Genomic DNA, 16,185 nt, shown 5'->3' with positions numbered 1-16,185 from the left:
ATGAGATATAATATAGGTAGCATTTTTGTTAGAAAAGGATTTATATGAAAATTCTAATTGTAGAAGATGAAGATATGATTCGCGAGGGAATTAGTGATTATTTGACGGATTGTGGCTATGAAACCATTCAGGCAGCAGATGGCCTTGAGGCCTTAGAACAATTTTCGAATCACCAAGTTGCCTTGGTTCTATTAGATATCCAAATGCCGAAACTCAATGGTTTAGAGGTTTTGTCAGAAATCCGTAAGTCTAGTCAAGTTCCAGTCCTCATGTTGACAGCCTTTCAGGACGAAGAATATAAGATGAGTGCCTTTGCTGCATTAGCTGATGGTTATTTGGAAAAGCCTTTTTCTCTATCTTTGTTAAAAGTACGAGTGGATGCCATCTTTAAACGTTATTATGCTACTGATCGTATTTTTACCTATAGAGACACCCAGGTAGACTTTGACAGCTATAGCGCCAAAGTAGCTGGACAAGAAGTTGCAGTGAATGCAAAAGAACTGGAAATTTTAGACTATCTCGTAAAAAATGAAGGTCGAGCCTTAACTCGGTCGCAGATTATCGATGCCGTATGGAAATTGACAGATGAAGTACCTTTTGATCGTGTTATTGACGTTTACATCAAGGAATTACGGAAAAAATTAGATTTAGACTGTATTTTTACTGTCCGCAATGTTGGTTATAAATTGGAGAGAAAATGAAACGTTCAGGTTTATTTAAAAAGATTTTTATTTATACCTTCTCGGTATTTTCTACCTTGGTCATTTGTTTGCATTTGGCCATCTATTTCCTCTTTCCATCAACCTATCTCAGTCACCGTCAGGAGAGTATAGGGCAAAAGGCTACAGAAATTGCTCAATCCCTTCAAGGCAAGGACAATCAGTCTATCCAAGAAGTCCTTGAACTCTATTCTCGAAGTAGTGATATTAAGGGAGCTGTTAAGGGAGAGATGACTCAGGATAAGTTGGAGGTCAATGACAATCTTCCACTAGATAGGAAGCGTCAGACAGCCTCATTGGTTATTGAAGAAAGAGAAGTTCAAACTAAGGATGGTCAGACGATGACCTTGCAGTTTTTGGCTTCAATGGATTTGCAGAAAGAAGCAGAAGACATCAGTCTGCAATTTTTGCCTTATACGCTATTAGCGTCTTTTATCATTTCACTCCTTATCGCCTTTATCTATGCGAGAACCATTGTTGCTCCTATTTTGGAAATCAAACGAGTGACTCGACGGATGATGGACTTGGATGCAGAAGTTAGGCTGCGCGTGGATTCTAAGGACGAGATTGGGGATCTCAAGGAACAAATCAATAGCCTCTATCAGCATCTCTTGAACGTTATTGCAGACTTACATGAAAAGAATGAAGCCATTCTCCAACTAGAAAAGATGAAGGTTGAGTTTTTGCGAGGAGCTTCCCATGAGCTCAAGACACCTCTTGCTAGTCTGAAGATTCTTCTGGAAAATATGCAAGCCAATATCGGACGTTATAAAGATAGAGACCATTACCTTGGAGTTTCTTTAGGAATTGTGGATGATTTAAGTCACCATGTCCAGCAAATTCTATCCCTTTCTTCGGTACAGGAATTGCGAGATAAGAAGGAAGAAATCAATCTTCTGGATATGACCAATCTTCTATTGAAGGACTATGACTTGTTAGCCAAGGAGAGAAAAATCTCAGTAGAGAACCAACTAACTGATCAGCTCGTTTATCTAAATCCTTCAGTACTCAAGCTGATTCTTTCCAACCTTATCAGTAATGCGGTGAAACACTCTGTCCAAGGTGGTTATCTAAAAATTGGTACAAAGGATGGTTGGGTCTTTATTGAGAACACCTGTACACCTGAGGAGCAAGATAAATTTGAACAATCCTTCACATCCTCTAGTCGCCAAAGTAAGGGAGCTGGTTTGGGGCTCTTCGTGGTCAAAAGTTTATTAGAAAATGAAGAAATTAATTATCGATTTGAAAGATATGAAGATCACTTGGTATTTTATATGAATCTTCTTCAAAAGCCGGAATAAAGGGATTTAGAAAGAGTTTACATATTTTAAAATAGAAGAAATTCAGACGAAACTACGGGAAAAACTAGATTTTTTTATCAAAAAGTGATAAAATGAACAATGTAATGGGATGTCCCAAAAAATATATAGGAGGCCTGACAAATGGCAATCGTTTCAGCAGAAAAATTTGTCCAAGCAGCTCGTGACAACGGTTATGCAGTTGGTGGATTTAACACAAACAACCTTGAGTGGACTCAAGCTATCTTGCGCGCAGCAGAAGCTAAAAAAGCTCCAGTTTTGATCCAAACTTCAATGGGTGCTGCTAAATATATGGGTGGTTACAAAGTTGCTCGCAACTTGATCGCTAACCTTGTTGAGTCAATGGGTATTACTGTACCAGTAGCTATCCACCTTGACCACGGTCACTACGAAGATGCACTTGAGTGTATCGAAGTTGGTTACACTTCAATCATGTTTGACGGTTCACACCTTCCTGTTGAAGAAAACCTTAAATTGGCTAAGGAAGTTGTTGAAAAAGCGCACGCTAAAGGTATCTCAGTAGAAGCTGAAGTTGGTACTATCGGTGGTGAAGAAGACGGAATCATCGGTAAAGGTGAATTGGCTCCAATCGAAGACGCTAAAGCAATGGTTGCAACTGGTATCGACTTCTTGGCAGCTGGTATCGGTAACATCCACGGTCCTTACCCAGCAAACTGGGAAGGTCTTGACCTTGACCACTTGCAAAAATTGACAGAAGCTCTTCCAGGCTTCCCAATCGTATTGCACGGTGGATCAGGTATTCCTGATGAGCAAATCCAAGCAGCTATCAAACTTGGTGTTGCTAAAGTTAACGTTAACACTGAATGCCAAATCGCATTCGCTAACGCAACTCGTAAATTTGCTCGTGACTACGAAGCAAACGAAGCAGAATACGACAAGAAGAAACTCTTCGACCCACGTAAATTCTTGGCTGACGGTGTCAAAGCTATCCAGGCATCAGTTGAAGAACGTATCGACGTATTCGGTTCAGAAGGTAAAGCTTAATCTAGCTTAACCATATAAAACAGAAACCTACCCATTGGGTGGGTTTTTTGTGTTTGAAACTATAGAGAATATGTTGGGAAAGAAGCTATCTAAAGTTGCTAAAAGACTCTAATTTTTGTACAATAATGCTATGAAAAAACTGAAAAAATGGAGTCTTGGCTTTCTTAGTTTCATTCTTTTGTTTTTAGGGGCAACATTCATCTTTCATCGTATCAGTTTGGAAAAGGAACAAGCCTCACTAACACCTGTGGGACAACAAGTTCTTGTCAATGGGCACCAAATGAATGTTTACGTTGAAGGGGATGGTCCAGAGACAATAGTGTTTCTATCTGGTGCTGGAATTGCTTCACCTATATTAGACTTTAAGAATCTAACAGATTCCCTATCCAAAAAATACAAAGTAGTCGTCGTAGAGCGATCGGGATATGGTTTTAGTGAAGATAGTGATCAATCAAGAGATGTGATGACGGTTCTTTCTGAGACCCGTCAAGCTTTGTCTCAAGCCGAAGTTTCGGGGCCTTATGTGATTGTTTCTCATTCAATGGCTAGTCTTGAAAGTCTGGCTTGGCAGGAAAAGTATCCTGATGAAGTGAAAGCCTTGGTTGGTCTGGATTGGGCATTACCAGCAAGTTATGAGGATTTAAAGGATAATCAAGCTTTACTTACTGTGACTTATTGGAGTAGCAAGATTGGCTTGTTACGTTATTTCCCTGAATCCTTTTACATACAAAATCCAACTCTGACTGATGCTGAATGGCAACAATATAAATTACTAGCATATAAGCAGTTGATGTCACAAGCCATGCTTCATGAATCCCGTTTGGCAAAGGAAAATGCCAAGAAAGTTCCATCTAGCATTAATCCGAAAATTCCAGCCTTACTCCTGGTCTCTAATGGTGAAGGCACGACCTTTAGCCAATCAAAATGGCAGCATTATGCAGAGAAATTTTCTAGTGACCAGTCCAATGTTCAAGTTGTCTATATGGATGCGCCTCATGACCTCTATCATTATCAAAGCGATGCTATTGTTTCTCGCATTAAAGAATTTTTAGAGAATAATTGAGGGCTTAAAAATCCATTGAGACTGATGATAATAATTGAAAGGTAATGACTTATGAATAATTCTTATATTTTACTTAGACATGCTCATTCAAGATTTTCAAGTGATGATTTTAATAGAACTTTGTCAGAAAAAGGATTTTCATCTCTTAATCAGTTAGATTTTTTGAATTCTTTTAATATTGATTATTATTTTTCTAGTCCTTATAAACGAGCATTTGAAACGATTAATAGCTCGCCAATTCAATTTGATAAAATAGTTCTTGATAATCGGTTACGAGAGCGAAAATTATCTTCAACCTTTATAAAAGATTCTGAGTTTGAAGACAGTATTAAATATTTATGGCAAAATCCCAGTGAATCTCTTTCAGAAGGGGAATCAAATCAAGATGCACTAGTTAGAGTACTAAATTTTTTAATGGAATTGGAAGAGAGATACTCAGAAAAAACGATTTTACTTAGTTCACACGGGAATTTAATAGGAATACTACTACATCACTTTGATTCCAGTTTTGATTATGAAAAATGGGAGCAGATGACCTTTCCAGATTGTTTTCTAATTGATAGAAATGGGATTGTGAAAAGAATTATGAAAGATTAGTTCTTTGATTAAATAGTGAATTATATTGATCAAAATAGTTTGCTTTTTACAATTCGTAACCTGCCCCTAAGGGCAGGTCTTTTTGGTGTTTTAAGGAAACTATTAAACATAATTTTTGATTTAAAAGTATTATTTTAAGAGAGAAATCTCTAGTTTCATAATCTATAAGCAAACGCTTGCATTCCTTTTTTTATTGGATTATAATAGGTTGGTATAAATCCTTCTGTAATAATATTGAGAAGGTGTAGAAAGTAAGGATTTAGAATATTTGTAGTCAAAAATACAATGTTGTTTCTTACGATAGGGAGATAGATATGGCAATGATAGAAGTGCAACATCTTCAGAAAAATTTTGTGAAGACTGTTAAGGAACCGGGCTTGAAGGGAGCTTTGCGCTCCTTTATTCATCCTGAAAAACAGACCTTTGAAGCGGTCAAAGATTTGACCTTTGAGGTGCCCAAGGGGCAGATTTTAGGATTTATCGGGGCAAATGGTGCTGGGAAGTCAACCACCATCAAAATGCTGACAGGGATTTTAAAACCGACATCTGGTTTTTGTCGGATTAACGGCAAGATTCCACAGGACAATCGCCAAGATTATGTCAAGGATATTGGAGTCGTTTTCGGACAACGCACCCAGCTATGGTGGGATTTGGCACTACAAGAGACCTACACGGTCTTGAAGGAGATTTATGATGTGCCAAACTCGCTTTTCCATAAGCGCATGGACTTTTTGAATGAAGTTTTGGATTTGAAGGAATTTATCAAGGATCCTGTGCGGACTCTTTCACTAGGTCAACGGATGCGGGCGGATATTGCGGCTTCCTTGCTTCACAATCCCAAAGTTCTCTTTTTAGATGAACCGACTATAGGTTTGGATGTGTCGGTCAAGGACAACATTCGTCGGGCCATTACCCAGATTAATCAGGAGGAAGAGACAACTATTCTCTTGACCACTCACGACTTGAGCGATATTGAGCAACTCTGTGATCGGATTTTTATGATTGACAAGGGGCAGGAGATTTTTGATGGGACGGTGAGCCAGCTCAAGGAGACCTTTGGCAAGATGAAGACTCTCTCCTTCGATCTGAAGCCAGGTCAAAGTCATCTCGTTTCTCATTATGAAGGCTTACCTGATATATCTATTGATAGACAAGGAAATAACCTGACTATTGAATTTGATAGTTCCCGCTACCAATCAGCTGATATTATCAAGCAAACCTTATCTGATTTTGAGGTCCGTGATTTGAAGATGGTAGATACGGATATTGAAGATATTATCCGTCGCTTCTATCGAAAGGAGCTCTAAGATGGTCAAATTGTGGAGACGTTATAAACCCTTTATCAATGCAGGGATTCAGGAGTTGATTAGCTATCGAGTCAACTTTATTCTTTATCGGATTGGCGATGTCATGGGTGCTTTTGTGGCTTTTTATCTATGGAAGGCTGTCTTTGATTCCTCCCAGGAGCCTTTGATTCAGGGCTTCAGTATGGCGGATATCACCCTCTACATCATCATGAGTTTTGTGACTAATCTTCTGACTAGGTCGGATTCTTCCTTTATGATTGGTGATGAGGTCAAGGATGGTTCCATTATCATGCGCTTGTTGCGACCAGTGCATTTTGCGGCTTCTTACCTCTTTACGGAGCTTGGTTCCAAGTGGTTGATTTTTATCTCTGTTGGACTGCCATTTTTAAGTGTCATTGTTTTGATGAAAATCTTATCTGGGCAAGGGATTGTAGAAGTGCTGGGACTAACTACCCTTTATCTTTTTAGCTTAACGCTGGCCTATCTGATTAACTTTTTCTTTAATATCTGCTTTGGATTTTCAGCCTTTGTATTTAAAAATCTTTGGGGTTCCAACCTACTTAAGACTTCCATAGTGGCCTTTATGTCTGGGAGTTTGATTCCCTTGGCTTTCTTTCCAAAGGTCATTTCAGATATTCTGTCCTTCTTACCTTTCTCATCCTTAATTTACACTCCGGTCATGATTATTGTTGGGAAATACGATGCTAGTCAGATTCTTCAAGCACTTTTGCTTCAGCTTTTCTGGCTTATAGTGATGGTGGGCTTGTCTCAGTTGATTTGGAAACGAGTCCAGTCATTTATCACCATTCAAGGAGGATAGTATGAAAAAATATCAACGCATGCATCTGATTTTTATCAGACAGTACATCAAGCAAATCATGGAATACAAGGTAGATTTTGTGGTTGGTGTGTTGGGAGTCTTTCTGACTCAAGGCCTGAACCTCTTGTTTCTCAATGTCATCTTTCAACACATTCCCTCCCTAGAAGGTTGGACTTTTCAAGAAATTGCCTTTATCTATGGATTTTCCTTAATTCCAAAGGGATTAGATCATCTCTTTTTTGACAATCTCTGGGCTTTAGGTCAACGACTAGTTCGAAAAGGGGAGTTTGACAAGTATCTGACTCGTCCTATCAATCCTCTCTTTCACATCCTCGTTGAGACCTTTCAGATTGATGCCTTGGGTGAACTCTTGGTCGGTGGCATTCTATTAGGTACAACAGTGACTAGCATTGCTTGGACTCTTTCAAAATTCCTGATTTTTCTAGTTTGTATTCCTTTTGCGACCTTGATTTATACTTCCTTGAAAATTGCTACAGCCAGCATCGCTTTTTGGACCAAGCAGTCAGGTGCCATGATTTACATTTTCTATATGTTTAATGATTTTGCCAAGTATCCTATTTCTATTTACAATTCGCTCCTTCGTTGGTTAATTAGCTTTATTGTACCTTTCGCCTTTACGGCCTACTATCCTGCCAGCTATTTCTTGCAAGGAAAGGATGGACTCTTTAATATTGGTGGTTTGATTCTGATTTCTCTTATCTTCTTTTGCATCTCTCTGAAACTCTGGGATAGGGGATTAGACGCATACGAAAGTGCAGGTTCTTAAAAATAAATAAAGCCTAGTCTCAGGACAGGCTTCTTTTTTTTTTTATAAAATTCTGACCACATAATCTGCCAAATCTACCAGATAGGCAAAACCTATTGTTTGCGATTTTTATTTCTGTTATAGTAGTAATTGTCAAAGGGAGATGAAGCTTCCTAACAAAAAAGAAAATGAGGTAATATCATGAAAAAAGTATTAGGTATCGGATTTTTAATCATTGCAGTAGCAGTCTTATTTTTTGGTTTAGTTGGATGGCCAAGTTTGGATGTTAACATCTGGGCACTTTTTCCAGTAGGTCTATTCTTATTCTTTGCTCTTGAGAATTTGGTTAAAAAAGATTATAAGGCCAGTCTCATGAGCTTGATTATTGCCTTTATCATTGCAAATGCTATTTTTGACATCTTGCCACTTTCAAATGGTTTAGTGATTGGTGCCGGAGTACTGGCCTGTGTGGGGATTAGTTTTCTATTTCCAGATAAAGATATGAAAGTCTAATAAGTTTTTTACCATTATAAACAAACGAACACTAAGGTATATATATAAATCTTCTAAACAGAATAGTTGAACAGATAAATTTTGTCGAGTAAAAAGAAAAAAGAGAAAACCAAATCGGTTTTCTCTTTTTAATAAGCTATTAAGAGTTAATTAAAATAGATAAATAGCTTAGATTATTTGTTGAATCCTGCACCAAAGCGAGTGTTGTTACCAAACTCACGAGTTGCATCATCCAAAGGTTTACCGTCAGTACCCGCAACTGGTTTAGCTGGATAAGTTTCAGCACTTGATACACTGTAAGCTTTATCATATTGTTTTGAAACAGCATAACCAAAACGGTTGTTGTGGTTATTTGCAGCACCTGCTTCTGTAACAATTTCTGTAGCTGGACGTGTTACACCTGGAATTGCTTTTGGATCTGGAGTAGCTGGTTTAGCTGGAGCTGGAGTAGCTGGTTTAGCTGGAGCTGGAGTAGCTGGTTTAGCTGGAGCTGGAGTAGCTGATTTAGCAGCGTTAAATCCTGCACCAAAACGAGTGTTGTGTCCAAACGCACGAGTTGAATCATCCAAAGGTTTTCCATCAGTACCTGCAACTGGCTTAGCTGGATAAGTCTTAGCACCTGCAAAACTGAAAGCTTTCTTGTTTAATGGAGAAACTGCGAAACCAAAACGGTTGTTATGGTTATTAGCAGCATTTGCCTTTGTAACTGTTCCAGAAGTTGGAGCGGTTACTCCTGGGATAGAAGGAACTTCAGTAGCTGCATAAGAAACGCTAGCGATTGCTGACAATGCTAATGCACTTGTTAATAAAACTTTTTTCATTGTTTTATCTCCTCTTTAATTTTTCATTTTATTTCTAAGGCGAACCTTATTATTTTAATTGTATCATATATGTATATATTGTCAAGTATTTATAATTTTAAAAAACGAACTTTTTCATTCAAAGATCTAATAAAGTTAGGTGTTTGATATGAAAAAGCCTCGAGTTATCTCGGGGCTTTTTGCTTTATTTACCAGCATAGTATTGTTGAATACCTTTGACGATACCTTTAACTAGTTTATTTTGATAGGCATCATTGCGGATACGTTGATTTTCATCGAAGTTACTCATGTATCCTAATTCAAGTAAGACAGCAGGTTTATTAGTTTCTCTAAGAACAGCAAAACTACCATGCAGTAGTCCAGCATTTTTGGCACCTGTTTCAGCTAAAAGTGAAGAATGGATAGCTGCTGCTAAGCGGTTGCTCTCACTAATGCGGTCTGGATGATTATGCCATTGAGAATTAATCTTTGTAGGGTAATCAGGGTTTTGTTCATAAGAATATGTTTGAATACCACTGATGTTCGAAGCAGAACTACTTGTAGCATTGAAGTGAATACTAATAAACATGTCAGCATTGGTCTTATTGACCATTTTTGAACGCTCAGTTACAAAATCAACATAAACATCGCTCTCACGAGAAGTTAGAACAGTGTATCCAAGTCCTTCCAGTTCTTTACGAAGTTTTTTGTAAATTTGCATGTTCAAGTCTTTTTCAGCAATGTTATAGTAAAATGCACCGGAGTCTCGACCACCATGACCTGGATCTAAGAAAATAACTTTGGTATACTTACCTTTTTCAAATGCTGGAGTTCCTGAAAGTTCCGCAATCCATTTTCCGTTGCTTTGGAATTGGTGGGTTTTTCCATTGATTTTATGATTTCCAGTGACATAGACACCATCATCTTTTAGGTAGTACCATGCTTTATAAGAAGGATCATAAATCCACTCATTTTTAGCCATATAACCGCCAGATTTTAGATAATATGAACCAATCCATTCATTTGCTGCATATGTTCCACCAGCTTTTATATAAAACCAGCTATTGTAAGTTTTGTCGAAAATCCACTCTTTATTAGCCATAGCTCCACTTGCTTTAAGGAAGTAGTTTCCTTTCCATTGGTTGCTGGCCATAGCACCTTCAGCGTTAAAGAAGTACCAAGTGTTTCCAATGTTTTCCCATTTTAGTTGAGTTGGTTTTCCAGATGCTTGAGCATAGTACCATTGTTCGTTAATCTTTACCCAAGAATTAGTGGCCATAGCACCACTATTTGAGAAAAGATAGCCATTAAAGATTGTGTTGCTCAACATAATCCCATTTTTGTCGAAATAGTACCAAGAATTTCCGATTTTTTCCCATTTTTCTTGAGAAATTTTACCAGAAGAATTTGAGTAGTACCATTTATCAGTTAACTTAATCCAACCTCCACTAGACATAACACCATCATTGTCAAATGCATAGCCATCAAAGGTAGTATTGCTAAGGCGGTTCCCATTTTTGTCGAAGTAGTACCATTTACCTTGGATTTGTTTCCATTTGGTGACGGGTTTATTATTTTCATAGAAGCGCCACTGATTATCTTCTTTTATCCATCCATCTTTTTTTGTCTCAGATACTTTAGCTTCTTCTTTAGGTTTGCTGGCAGGAGGAGTGTTTGTAGTTGTTGTTTGTTCCTCACTCGATGGCAGTTCTATTTTTTCTTTAACTTCAGTTGCCTTATCCCTGATAGTAGTTTCTACTATTTTAGAATCTTCAGCAAAAACAGGACTAGTCAATCCTAAAACTGAAAGTGTGATGGCACTTGCCATAATTGTTTTTTTCACTAAATTATTCTCCTATTTAATTTTTTTATAATGATCTTTAACATACTAAGTATATCAGAAAAGCACTTGTAAAGTAAGTGCTTTGTTTCTATTTTTCAAAATGAAATGCATGAAATTATGGTTTATGCCATCAAAAAGATTTGAACAATCATTATGATATAAATTATAAAAGTAATCAAAAAACCGGCTCTCCAAAAGAATTTAATAAACTTCGGATAGTAAAAACTACGTTTTTTGATAAGAAAGAAAAAGACTAAAATAATTGCTAGTAAGGACAAAACTATCCCAAGTACAGGGAGGTAATTGTGGGTAAATGCCTTTGCAGTAATTAAATAATATTCAAAAATTAAAAATGGAAAGGCTAAATCCGCAAAATTAATACCTTTTTTCTTTAGTTTAAAAAATCTGCTAATAATAATAGCTAAAGCTATGGTTAAAACCAAAAGTAAAACGGAAGCAAGTTTTATTAAAATCATATCATTATTGTATCATAAAGTTTTGATAAAAGAAATCTTAGTCCTTTGATTAATTAACCTTTTAAATCCAGTCTTTAAATAATAGTTAAAAATGTTATTTATGTTCTTACAAAACTAATGAATCTTATATCTCGGATCCTTAAGACTTAGCACACTGGCATTGATAACAGCCCCGAGGATTAGAACTTTGGCAATTAAAATAAACCAAAACATAATTACAACCACGATAATAGAGCTGAAAAAACGGACATCGACAAGATGATTAACATATGTGTTTATAGATGTTGAGAAGATATTCAAAAATAGCATAAGTGTCACTAGTACAAAGATGCTACCAGGTAGAATGTAACGAATACTAGTTACCTTTACATTTGGTAAGAAGTAATAGAGCATGACCAAGATGGCAAACAGAAGTATGTAGATGATAGGACCTGTAAAATCCTGTATATAATCAAACAAAATGCTATCAGATTGCCAATAGTTCTTAAGAAAGTTTAAGAGCATTTGGCCAAACATACTCAAGAACAATGCTAAAGCAAAGAGGACTTGTAATCCAAAACTAACGAGTAAGGACATAAGCTGATGACTGATAAGTCCTCGATTTTTTGCAACACCGTATGCCTTATTGAAAGCCTTTTGAAGGAAATCCATTGATTTTGAAAAAGTCCATAGAGCTGATAAAACTGAAAAACTAAGTAATCCCGTCGATGGTTGCGTAAGAACTTCACGAACAATTTTTTCAATCACTTCAAACATAGAATCGGGTAGAAATTCCTTAAGTGCAATTAAAAAATTAGCGATAGGGATTTGAAAATAGGGAAGGATGTTGACCGCTATCATGATTAGCGGAAAAATCGATATTAACCAGTAGTAAGCGACAGCTACACTAGTTAACTCACTATCTGACTCTTTATAAAAATGTAAAAAAGCTTTTATTAAGGGTCTTTCAGTTAGGTGTATCCACAACTTTTTCATTTTATACTCTCCAAAGTGTTTTATTTTTTAAGAAAAATCCTAATTTCTTCTTACCAACTCCATCATATCATAAGGCAATGTATTAGCAGATTCTTTAAGAGAATAGCTTTCAAGATTGTTGACATTTTGCCTTAATTTTTTTGCATATTGTGCTGAGATGAGTTTTTGTTCCTCAAACTCAAAGATACATTTTCGTTCAAGATAGTAACCTCTAAGCATTTCATCAATATTGTTTGGTTTTATCTTATTGATAACTCGTTCAACAAAAGCACCACTAGTGATATTACTAGTTTCACGTAGCCTTGATTCTTGCATGAAACTGATCAGGGTACTCTTATAGATTCCCTTAAGATTTTCAAGACTTTCAATAATGATTTCCGTATTGGCTAGATAAAGATCAGCAATTTGATCATAATCAATGGCCTGAAGTATATGCTTGTCCTTATCTTTCCATGAACGGAAGGTTTTACCAAATGTTAATATCTCATGAATGATAAAACGAATAATCCGCAATGATACTAGGAAATAATAAGTAATTCTGGAGGCAATGTTTCGATTGATTCCTTTTTCCATATTTTTTAAATAACGTTGATAGACACGATAGCCTCTCTCACCAATCTTGCCTTCTTCATAAGCTTGTTCCAAACTATCACTCTCGATACTAAGGATCAGCAGTTTAAGAGCTTCCCAGTCTTCTTGAATTTCTTTGTTCTCTAAACTCAAAATAAGGTTTTCTATTCGACCATGGTAGTTATCGATAGCTGCATAGAGTGGAACTTTATTTTTTGTTTTATCCAAATCCTTCTCTAACTCGACTGCAACTGCGTTTAAAATTGCGATATGCATGAGTTGGTCAGTTGATGTCTTTTGTTCTTCGGATAAATGTGGAAGTACAACTAAGCCTGTTAAAAAACTGAGCAAGGTTACACCAGCGACTAAAAAGAGAAGTAGCGGATGTTCTTGCTCTAAATTAGTGGGAATGAGCAAGATTGTTGCTATAGAAACTGTACCCTTTACACCAGAAAACGTCAACAGTAGCATATCTTTCATATACTTATGGAGACTTTTTTGGAGTTTTTTGATACGGAATACATAAAAACCGTAAATCATGATGAAGCGAATTGCAAAGAGTAGAAAGGTTAAAAGAAAAATACCAAACAGCAGCAGTAGTTTATTATAAAATGGGCTCTTGAGAATTGGTTCAGAAATCCACTCTAGTTCCATTCCTAGAATGACAAATACGGAACCATTTAAAATAAAGGTCACTGTATGCCAAACCGTTTCAGTGACAGTGTCAACCTGAGCTTCCAGTAGATTTATTTTTTTAAAGCGGCTTGCTTTTAAAATCCCTGCTACTACAACAGCAATAATGCCTGAAACATGAAGGTTTTCTGCTAGATAGAAAGTTAAAAGTGGTAAGCTTAATTCCAATAATAGTTCACTAGCAATATCCGTTATGCGAACACTGAGTAAAAAGGTGTGTAAAAAACGATTAATAATGGCTGTTAAAAAGCCTATTGCAAAACCGCCAATTATTGATATCGCTAAGGAACTTCCAGCTTGAGAAAGAGAAAAAGCACCTGTGGTCCAAGCTATTAAAGCCATACGAAAGGCAACTAGACCAGAAGCATCATTTAGAAGCCCCTCACCTTTTAAGATATTGGAAATCCGTTTTGAAAAGGTGAATCGTTCAGAAAGTGAAGCAAATGCAACAAGGTCAGTAGGCCCTAATGCGGCTCCAACTGCAACACAGGCAGATAAAGGTAAGCTAACCCAAAGGACATGAGCAAGTCCTCCTATACTCAGAGTTGAAATAAAGATAACTGGAAAAATCAAGTAGAGTACAATTCTCCAGTGTTTTAAGATAGAAGTTATATCTGATTCTTGAGCTTCACGAAAGAGGAGGGGGCCAATTACAAGAGCTAGGAATAACTCAGTGTCTAAGTGATACTGATTATTTGGTAAAAAAAGTCCTATCACAATACCCAGTAGAATCTGGATAAGTGGCATTGGCATAAAAGGAAATAGCTTATTGGTAGTACTCGATACGATGAGAACTAGCAAAAAAATGAGGAGATAAAATAGTAAGTCCATACTTGTTCCTCCTATTTATGCTGTCGACAGGCTTCAAAAAGTTCCTTTTGTTCGTGGATTTTTTGATCGATTAGGGAGCAGTCTTTATGCTCGATTTTTTTTTGACATCGCTCCATTTCGAGTGAAATGAGTTTTTTCTTGATTTTAAGCATTCTCTTAGTCATTCGAGCTTCATCCAAAATCCCAACAGCTCGCTCATGCTCAGTTGATTCAACGAAGTTATGGCGCATGGCCTCAATTTTGTCTCGCAGGTATTGTTTATCCATGTCGATACCTTTCTAATTTTTCAATCATCACCAAAAATGGAGGATTATTAACTTGGTTAAGAGTTCGATAAATAGTTGCAGTATATTCTTGTTGAGGTAATTGACTGACATAAGTTAGAACAGCATCTTTTTCAAGATCACCACCTTCATGACCATAATAAATCATGATGGCAATTCGTCCACCCTTGACAAGCCTATTGCAAAGCTTCTCTAGAGCCTCTATGGTAGTGTGAGGTCGTGTGATAACAGATTTGTCAGCAGAAGGAAGATAACCCAGATTGAAAATAGCAGCCTTAAGCTCTGACACAAACTGATCAACAGTTTCATGTCCCTGCAATATTAACTGCACATTGGTCAAGCCAGCTGCTTGCAAGCGTTGATTTGTTTTTTCTAATGCCTGTTCTTGAATGTCAAAGGCATAAACTTGTTTAGCTAATTTTGCTAGAAATAGTGTATCATGGCCGTTCCCCATTGTTGCATCTACAACAGTGTCATCTTTTGTGATGACTTGAGCTAGAAAATCATGTGCCATTTCAAGCGGTCTTTTCATTGTTAAACTCCTGCTTTATTGCTTTACATCCTTGAACATTTCCTCGACGTCTCATTTCAGTTTCGATACTATTTAAAACTTCCCATTTATTAAGACTCCACATCGGGCCGATTAGCATATGTCGAGGTGCATCTCCAGTGATTCGGTGAATAACGATATGTTTTGGAATAATTTCTAACTGATCACAAATAACTTTTACATAGTCGTCTTGACTCATCAATTGCAATCTACCCTCGTGATAATCACGCTGCATTCGAGTGTTGGTCATTAAGTGGAGTAGATGCAGTTTAATCCCTTGGATATCATTATCACTGACACAACGGCGGACATTTTCCACCATCATTTCATGGGTTTCCCCAGGCAAGCCATTGATCAGATGTGCTACAATCTCAATTTTAGGGAATTTTCTCAATCGTTTGACCGTCTCTACATATAATTCATAAGAATGAGCACGATTGATTAAGTCAGAAGTTTCTTCGAAAGTAGTTTGTAATCCCAATTCAACAGTCACATGCATCCGTTCAGATAATTCTGCCAAATATTCGATCGTTTCATCTGGTAAACAATCAGGTCTAGTTCCGATATTAATCCCAACTACCCCAGGTTCATTAATAGCTTGTTCATAGCGTTCTCGAATGACTTCTAGTTTTTCATGGGTATTGGTAAAGTTTTGAAAATAGACCAGGTACTTTTTTACATCAGGCCATTTTCGGTGCATAAAGTCTATTTCCTTATAAAACTGCTCACGGATAGGAGCATCAGGTGCTACAATAGCATCTCCAGATCCAGAGACTGTACAAAATGTACAACCACCATGAGCAACAGTTCCATCACGGTTTGGACAGTCAAAGCCAGCATCAATAGGAACTTTAAAGATTTTTTCTCCAAATAAGTTTCGATAATAATCATTCAAGGTATTATAGGATTTCATAGCTAATATTATAACAGAAATCACTCACAAACTCAAAAACAGCTAGTTTATAAAAGTTTTAAAAATCTCTTTGTATTTAAAAAAAAAATCAATTTTTTTTAAAAAAACCTTTACAAAAATTTTTAAAGTGATATAATTAAA

At 36.8% G+C, this 16,185-nt stretch carries 17 protein-coding genes; 9 read left to right on the top strand and 8 right to left on the bottom strand.

Features of this window, described 5'->3' with window-relative positions:
- The first annotated feature begins 44 nt into the window (after window positions 1-44).
- The 9 genes from QM847_RS03450 to QM847_RS03410 all read left to right on the top strand — a co-directional run bounded on the left by QM847_RS03450 (window position 45) and on the right by QM847_RS03410 (window position 8,109).
- Window positions 45-701: a response regulator transcription factor gene (locus tag QM847_RS03450; RefSeq protein ID WP_414353838.1), complete on the top strand. Its 657-nt coding sequence runs from the start codon at window positions 45-47 to the stop codon at window positions 699-701.
- A complete protein-coding gene (vncS, locus tag QM847_RS03445) occupies window positions 698-2,020 on the top strand; it encodes a sensor histidine kinase VncS (protein WP_414353836.1) in 1,323 nt (440 codons plus the stop codon). Before QM847_RS03450 ends, vncS begins: the two co-directional genes overlap by 4 nt.
- 141 nt (window positions 2,021-2,161) lie before the next feature.
- Entirely contained in the window at window positions 2,162-3,043 is an 882-nt protein-coding gene (locus QM847_RS03440; RefSeq protein WP_001018999.1) for a class II fructose-bisphosphate aldolase, read from the top strand.
- 130 nt (window positions 3,044-3,173) lie between these two features.
- Complete coding sequence (locus QM847_RS03435; protein ID WP_414353833.1) at window positions 3,174-4,106, top strand: alpha/beta fold hydrolase; 933 nt, start codon at window positions 3,174-3,176, stop codon at window positions 4,104-4,106.
- Window positions 4,107-4,157: 51 nt separating this feature from the next.
- Window positions 4,158-4,703: a histidine phosphatase family protein gene (locus QM847_RS03430; RefSeq protein ID WP_414353831.1), complete on the top strand. Its 546-nt coding sequence runs from the start codon at window positions 4,158-4,160 to the stop codon at window positions 4,701-4,703.
- Window positions 4,704-5,017: 314 nt separating this feature from the next.
- Complete coding sequence (locus QM847_RS03425; RefSeq protein WP_414353829.1) at window positions 5,018-6,010, top strand: ABC transporter ATP-binding protein; 993 nt, start codon at window positions 5,018-5,020, stop codon at window positions 6,008-6,010.
- 1 nt (window position 6,011) lies between these two features.
- Window positions 6,012-6,830: an ABC transporter permease gene (locus QM847_RS03420; protein ID WP_003017344.1), complete on the top strand. Its 819-nt coding sequence runs from the start codon at window positions 6,012-6,014 to the stop codon at window positions 6,828-6,830.
- Between the two features lies 1 nt (window position 6,831).
- On the top strand, window positions 6,832-7,617 hold the full coding sequence (locus QM847_RS03415; RefSeq protein WP_414353827.1) for an ABC transporter permease: 786 nt from the start codon (window positions 6,832-6,834) through the stop codon (window positions 7,615-7,617).
- 180 nt (window positions 7,618-7,797) lie between these two features.
- Window positions 7,798-8,109, top strand: coding sequence for a hypothetical protein (locus QM847_RS03410; RefSeq protein ID WP_414353825.1), 312 nt, complete (start codon window positions 7,798-7,800; stop codon window positions 8,107-8,109).
- Window positions 8,110-8,282: 173 nt separating this feature from the next.
- On the opposite strand, the gene QM847_RS03405 is transcribed toward QM847_RS03410, so the two are convergent.
- The 8 genes from QM847_RS03405 to QM847_RS03370 all read right to left on the bottom strand — a co-directional run bounded on the left by QM847_RS03405 (window position 8,283) and on the right by QM847_RS03370 (window position 16,053).
- The gene (locus QM847_RS03405) at window positions 8,283-8,930 is read right to left on the bottom strand and encodes a hypothetical protein (RefSeq protein WP_414353823.1); all 648 of its coding nucleotides are present in this window, start codon (window positions 8,928-8,930) and stop codon (window positions 8,283-8,285) included.
- Between the two features lie 184 nt (window positions 8,931-9,114).
- Window positions 9,115-10,752: an N-acetylmuramoyl-L-alanine amidase gene (locus QM847_RS03400; protein ID WP_414353822.1), complete on the bottom strand. Its 1,638-nt coding sequence runs from the start codon at window positions 10,750-10,752 to the stop codon at window positions 9,115-9,117.
- A 122-nt stretch (window positions 10,753-10,874) separates the two neighbouring features.
- Window positions 10,875-11,228: a DUF3397 domain-containing protein gene (locus QM847_RS03395; protein ID WP_414353820.1), complete on the bottom strand. Its 354-nt coding sequence runs from the start codon at window positions 11,226-11,228 to the stop codon at window positions 10,875-10,877.
- A 114-nt stretch (window positions 11,229-11,342) separates the two neighbouring features.
- Window positions 11,343-12,203 carry a YihY/virulence factor BrkB family protein gene (locus QM847_RS03390; RefSeq protein WP_414353818.1) on the bottom strand — a complete coding sequence of 287 codons (861 nt, stop codon included), beginning with the start codon at window positions 12,201-12,203 and terminating at the stop codon, window positions 11,343-11,345.
- 39 nt (window positions 12,204-12,242) lie between these two features.
- Complete coding sequence (locus QM847_RS03385) at window positions 12,243-14,297, bottom strand: cation:proton antiporter (protein WP_414353816.1); 2,055 nt, start codon at window positions 14,295-14,297, stop codon at window positions 12,243-12,245.
- 11 nt (window positions 14,298-14,308) lie between these two features.
- Window positions 14,309-14,563 carry a hypothetical protein gene (locus QM847_RS03380; protein WP_414353814.1) on the bottom strand — a complete coding sequence of 85 codons (255 nt, stop codon included), beginning with the start codon at window positions 14,561-14,563 and terminating at the stop codon, window positions 14,309-14,311.
- Entirely contained in the window at window positions 14,556-15,113 is a 558-nt protein-coding gene (locus QM847_RS03375) for a class I SAM-dependent methyltransferase (protein WP_414353812.1), read from the bottom strand. The genes QM847_RS03380 and QM847_RS03375 overlap by 8 nt, the downstream gene beginning before the upstream one ends.
- A complete protein-coding gene (locus QM847_RS03370) occupies window positions 15,097-16,053 on the bottom strand; it encodes a TIGR01212 family radical SAM protein (protein WP_414354353.1) in 957 nt (318 codons plus the stop codon). Before QM847_RS03370 ends, QM847_RS03375 begins: the two co-directional genes overlap by 17 nt.
- Window positions 16,054-16,185: the final 132 nt, after the last annotated feature.

This window comes from Streptococcus timonensis, assembly GCF_047463455.1.
Taxonomy (GTDB): domain Bacteria; phylum Bacillota; class Bacilli; order Lactobacillales; family Streptococcaceae; genus Streptococcus; species Streptococcus timonensis_B.
This window is presented reverse-complemented; position numbering and strand designations above follow the sequence as displayed.

Excerpts from the sequence above, each read along its gene's own strand:
- QM847_RS03440 (WP_001018999.1), top strand. The coding sequence starts at position 2,162 with ATGGCAATCGTTTCAGCAGAAAAATTTGTCCAAGCAGCTCGTGACAAC.
- QM847_RS03410 (WP_414353825.1), top strand. The coding sequence starts at position 7,798 with ATGAAAAAAGTATTAGGTATCGGATTTTTAATCATTGCAGTAGCAGTC.
- QM847_RS03375 (WP_414353812.1), bottom strand. The coding sequence starts at position 15,113 with ATGAAAAGACCGCTTGAAATGGCACATGATTTTCTAGCTCAAGTCATC.
- QM847_RS03415 (WP_414353827.1), top strand. The coding sequence starts at position 6,832 with ATGAAAAAATATCAACGCATGCATCTGATTTTTATCAGACAGTACATC.
- QM847_RS03390 (WP_414353818.1), bottom strand. The coding sequence starts at position 12,203 with ATGAAAAAGTTGTGGATACACCTAACTGAAAGACCCTTAATAAAAGCT.
- QM847_RS03425 (WP_414353829.1), top strand. The coding sequence starts at position 5,018 with ATGGCAATGATAGAAGTGCAACATCTTCAGAAAAATTTTGTGAAGACT.
- QM847_RS03430 (WP_414353831.1), top strand. The coding sequence starts at position 4,158 with ATGAATAATTCTTATATTTTACTTAGACATGCTCATTCAAGATTTTCA.
- QM847_RS03405 (WP_414353823.1), bottom strand. The coding sequence starts at position 8,930 with ATGAAAAAAGTTTTATTAACAAGTGCATTAGCATTGTCAGCAATCGCT.
- QM847_RS03450 (WP_414353838.1), top strand. The coding sequence starts at position 45 with ATGAAAATTCTAATTGTAGAAGATGAAGATATGATTCGCGAGGGAATT.
- QM847_RS03435 (WP_414353833.1), top strand. The coding sequence starts at position 3,174 with ATGAAAAAACTGAAAAAATGGAGTCTTGGCTTTCTTAGTTTCATTCTT.
- QM847_RS03420 (WP_003017344.1), top strand. The coding sequence starts at position 6,012 with ATGGTCAAATTGTGGAGACGTTATAAACCCTTTATCAATGCAGGGATT.
- QM847_RS03395 (WP_414353820.1), bottom strand. The coding sequence starts at position 11,228 with ATGATTTTAATAAAACTTGCTTCCGTTTTACTTTTGGTTTTAACCATA.
- QM847_RS03385 (WP_414353816.1), bottom strand. The coding sequence starts at position 14,297 with ATGGACTTACTATTTTATCTCCTCATTTTTTTGCTAGTTCTCATCGTA.
- vncS (WP_414353836.1), top strand. The coding sequence starts at position 698 with ATGAAACGTTCAGGTTTATTTAAAAAGATTTTTATTTATACCTTCTCG.
- QM847_RS03380 (WP_414353814.1), bottom strand. The coding sequence starts at position 14,563 with ATGGATAAACAATACCTGCGAGACAAAATTGAGGCCATGCGCCATAAC.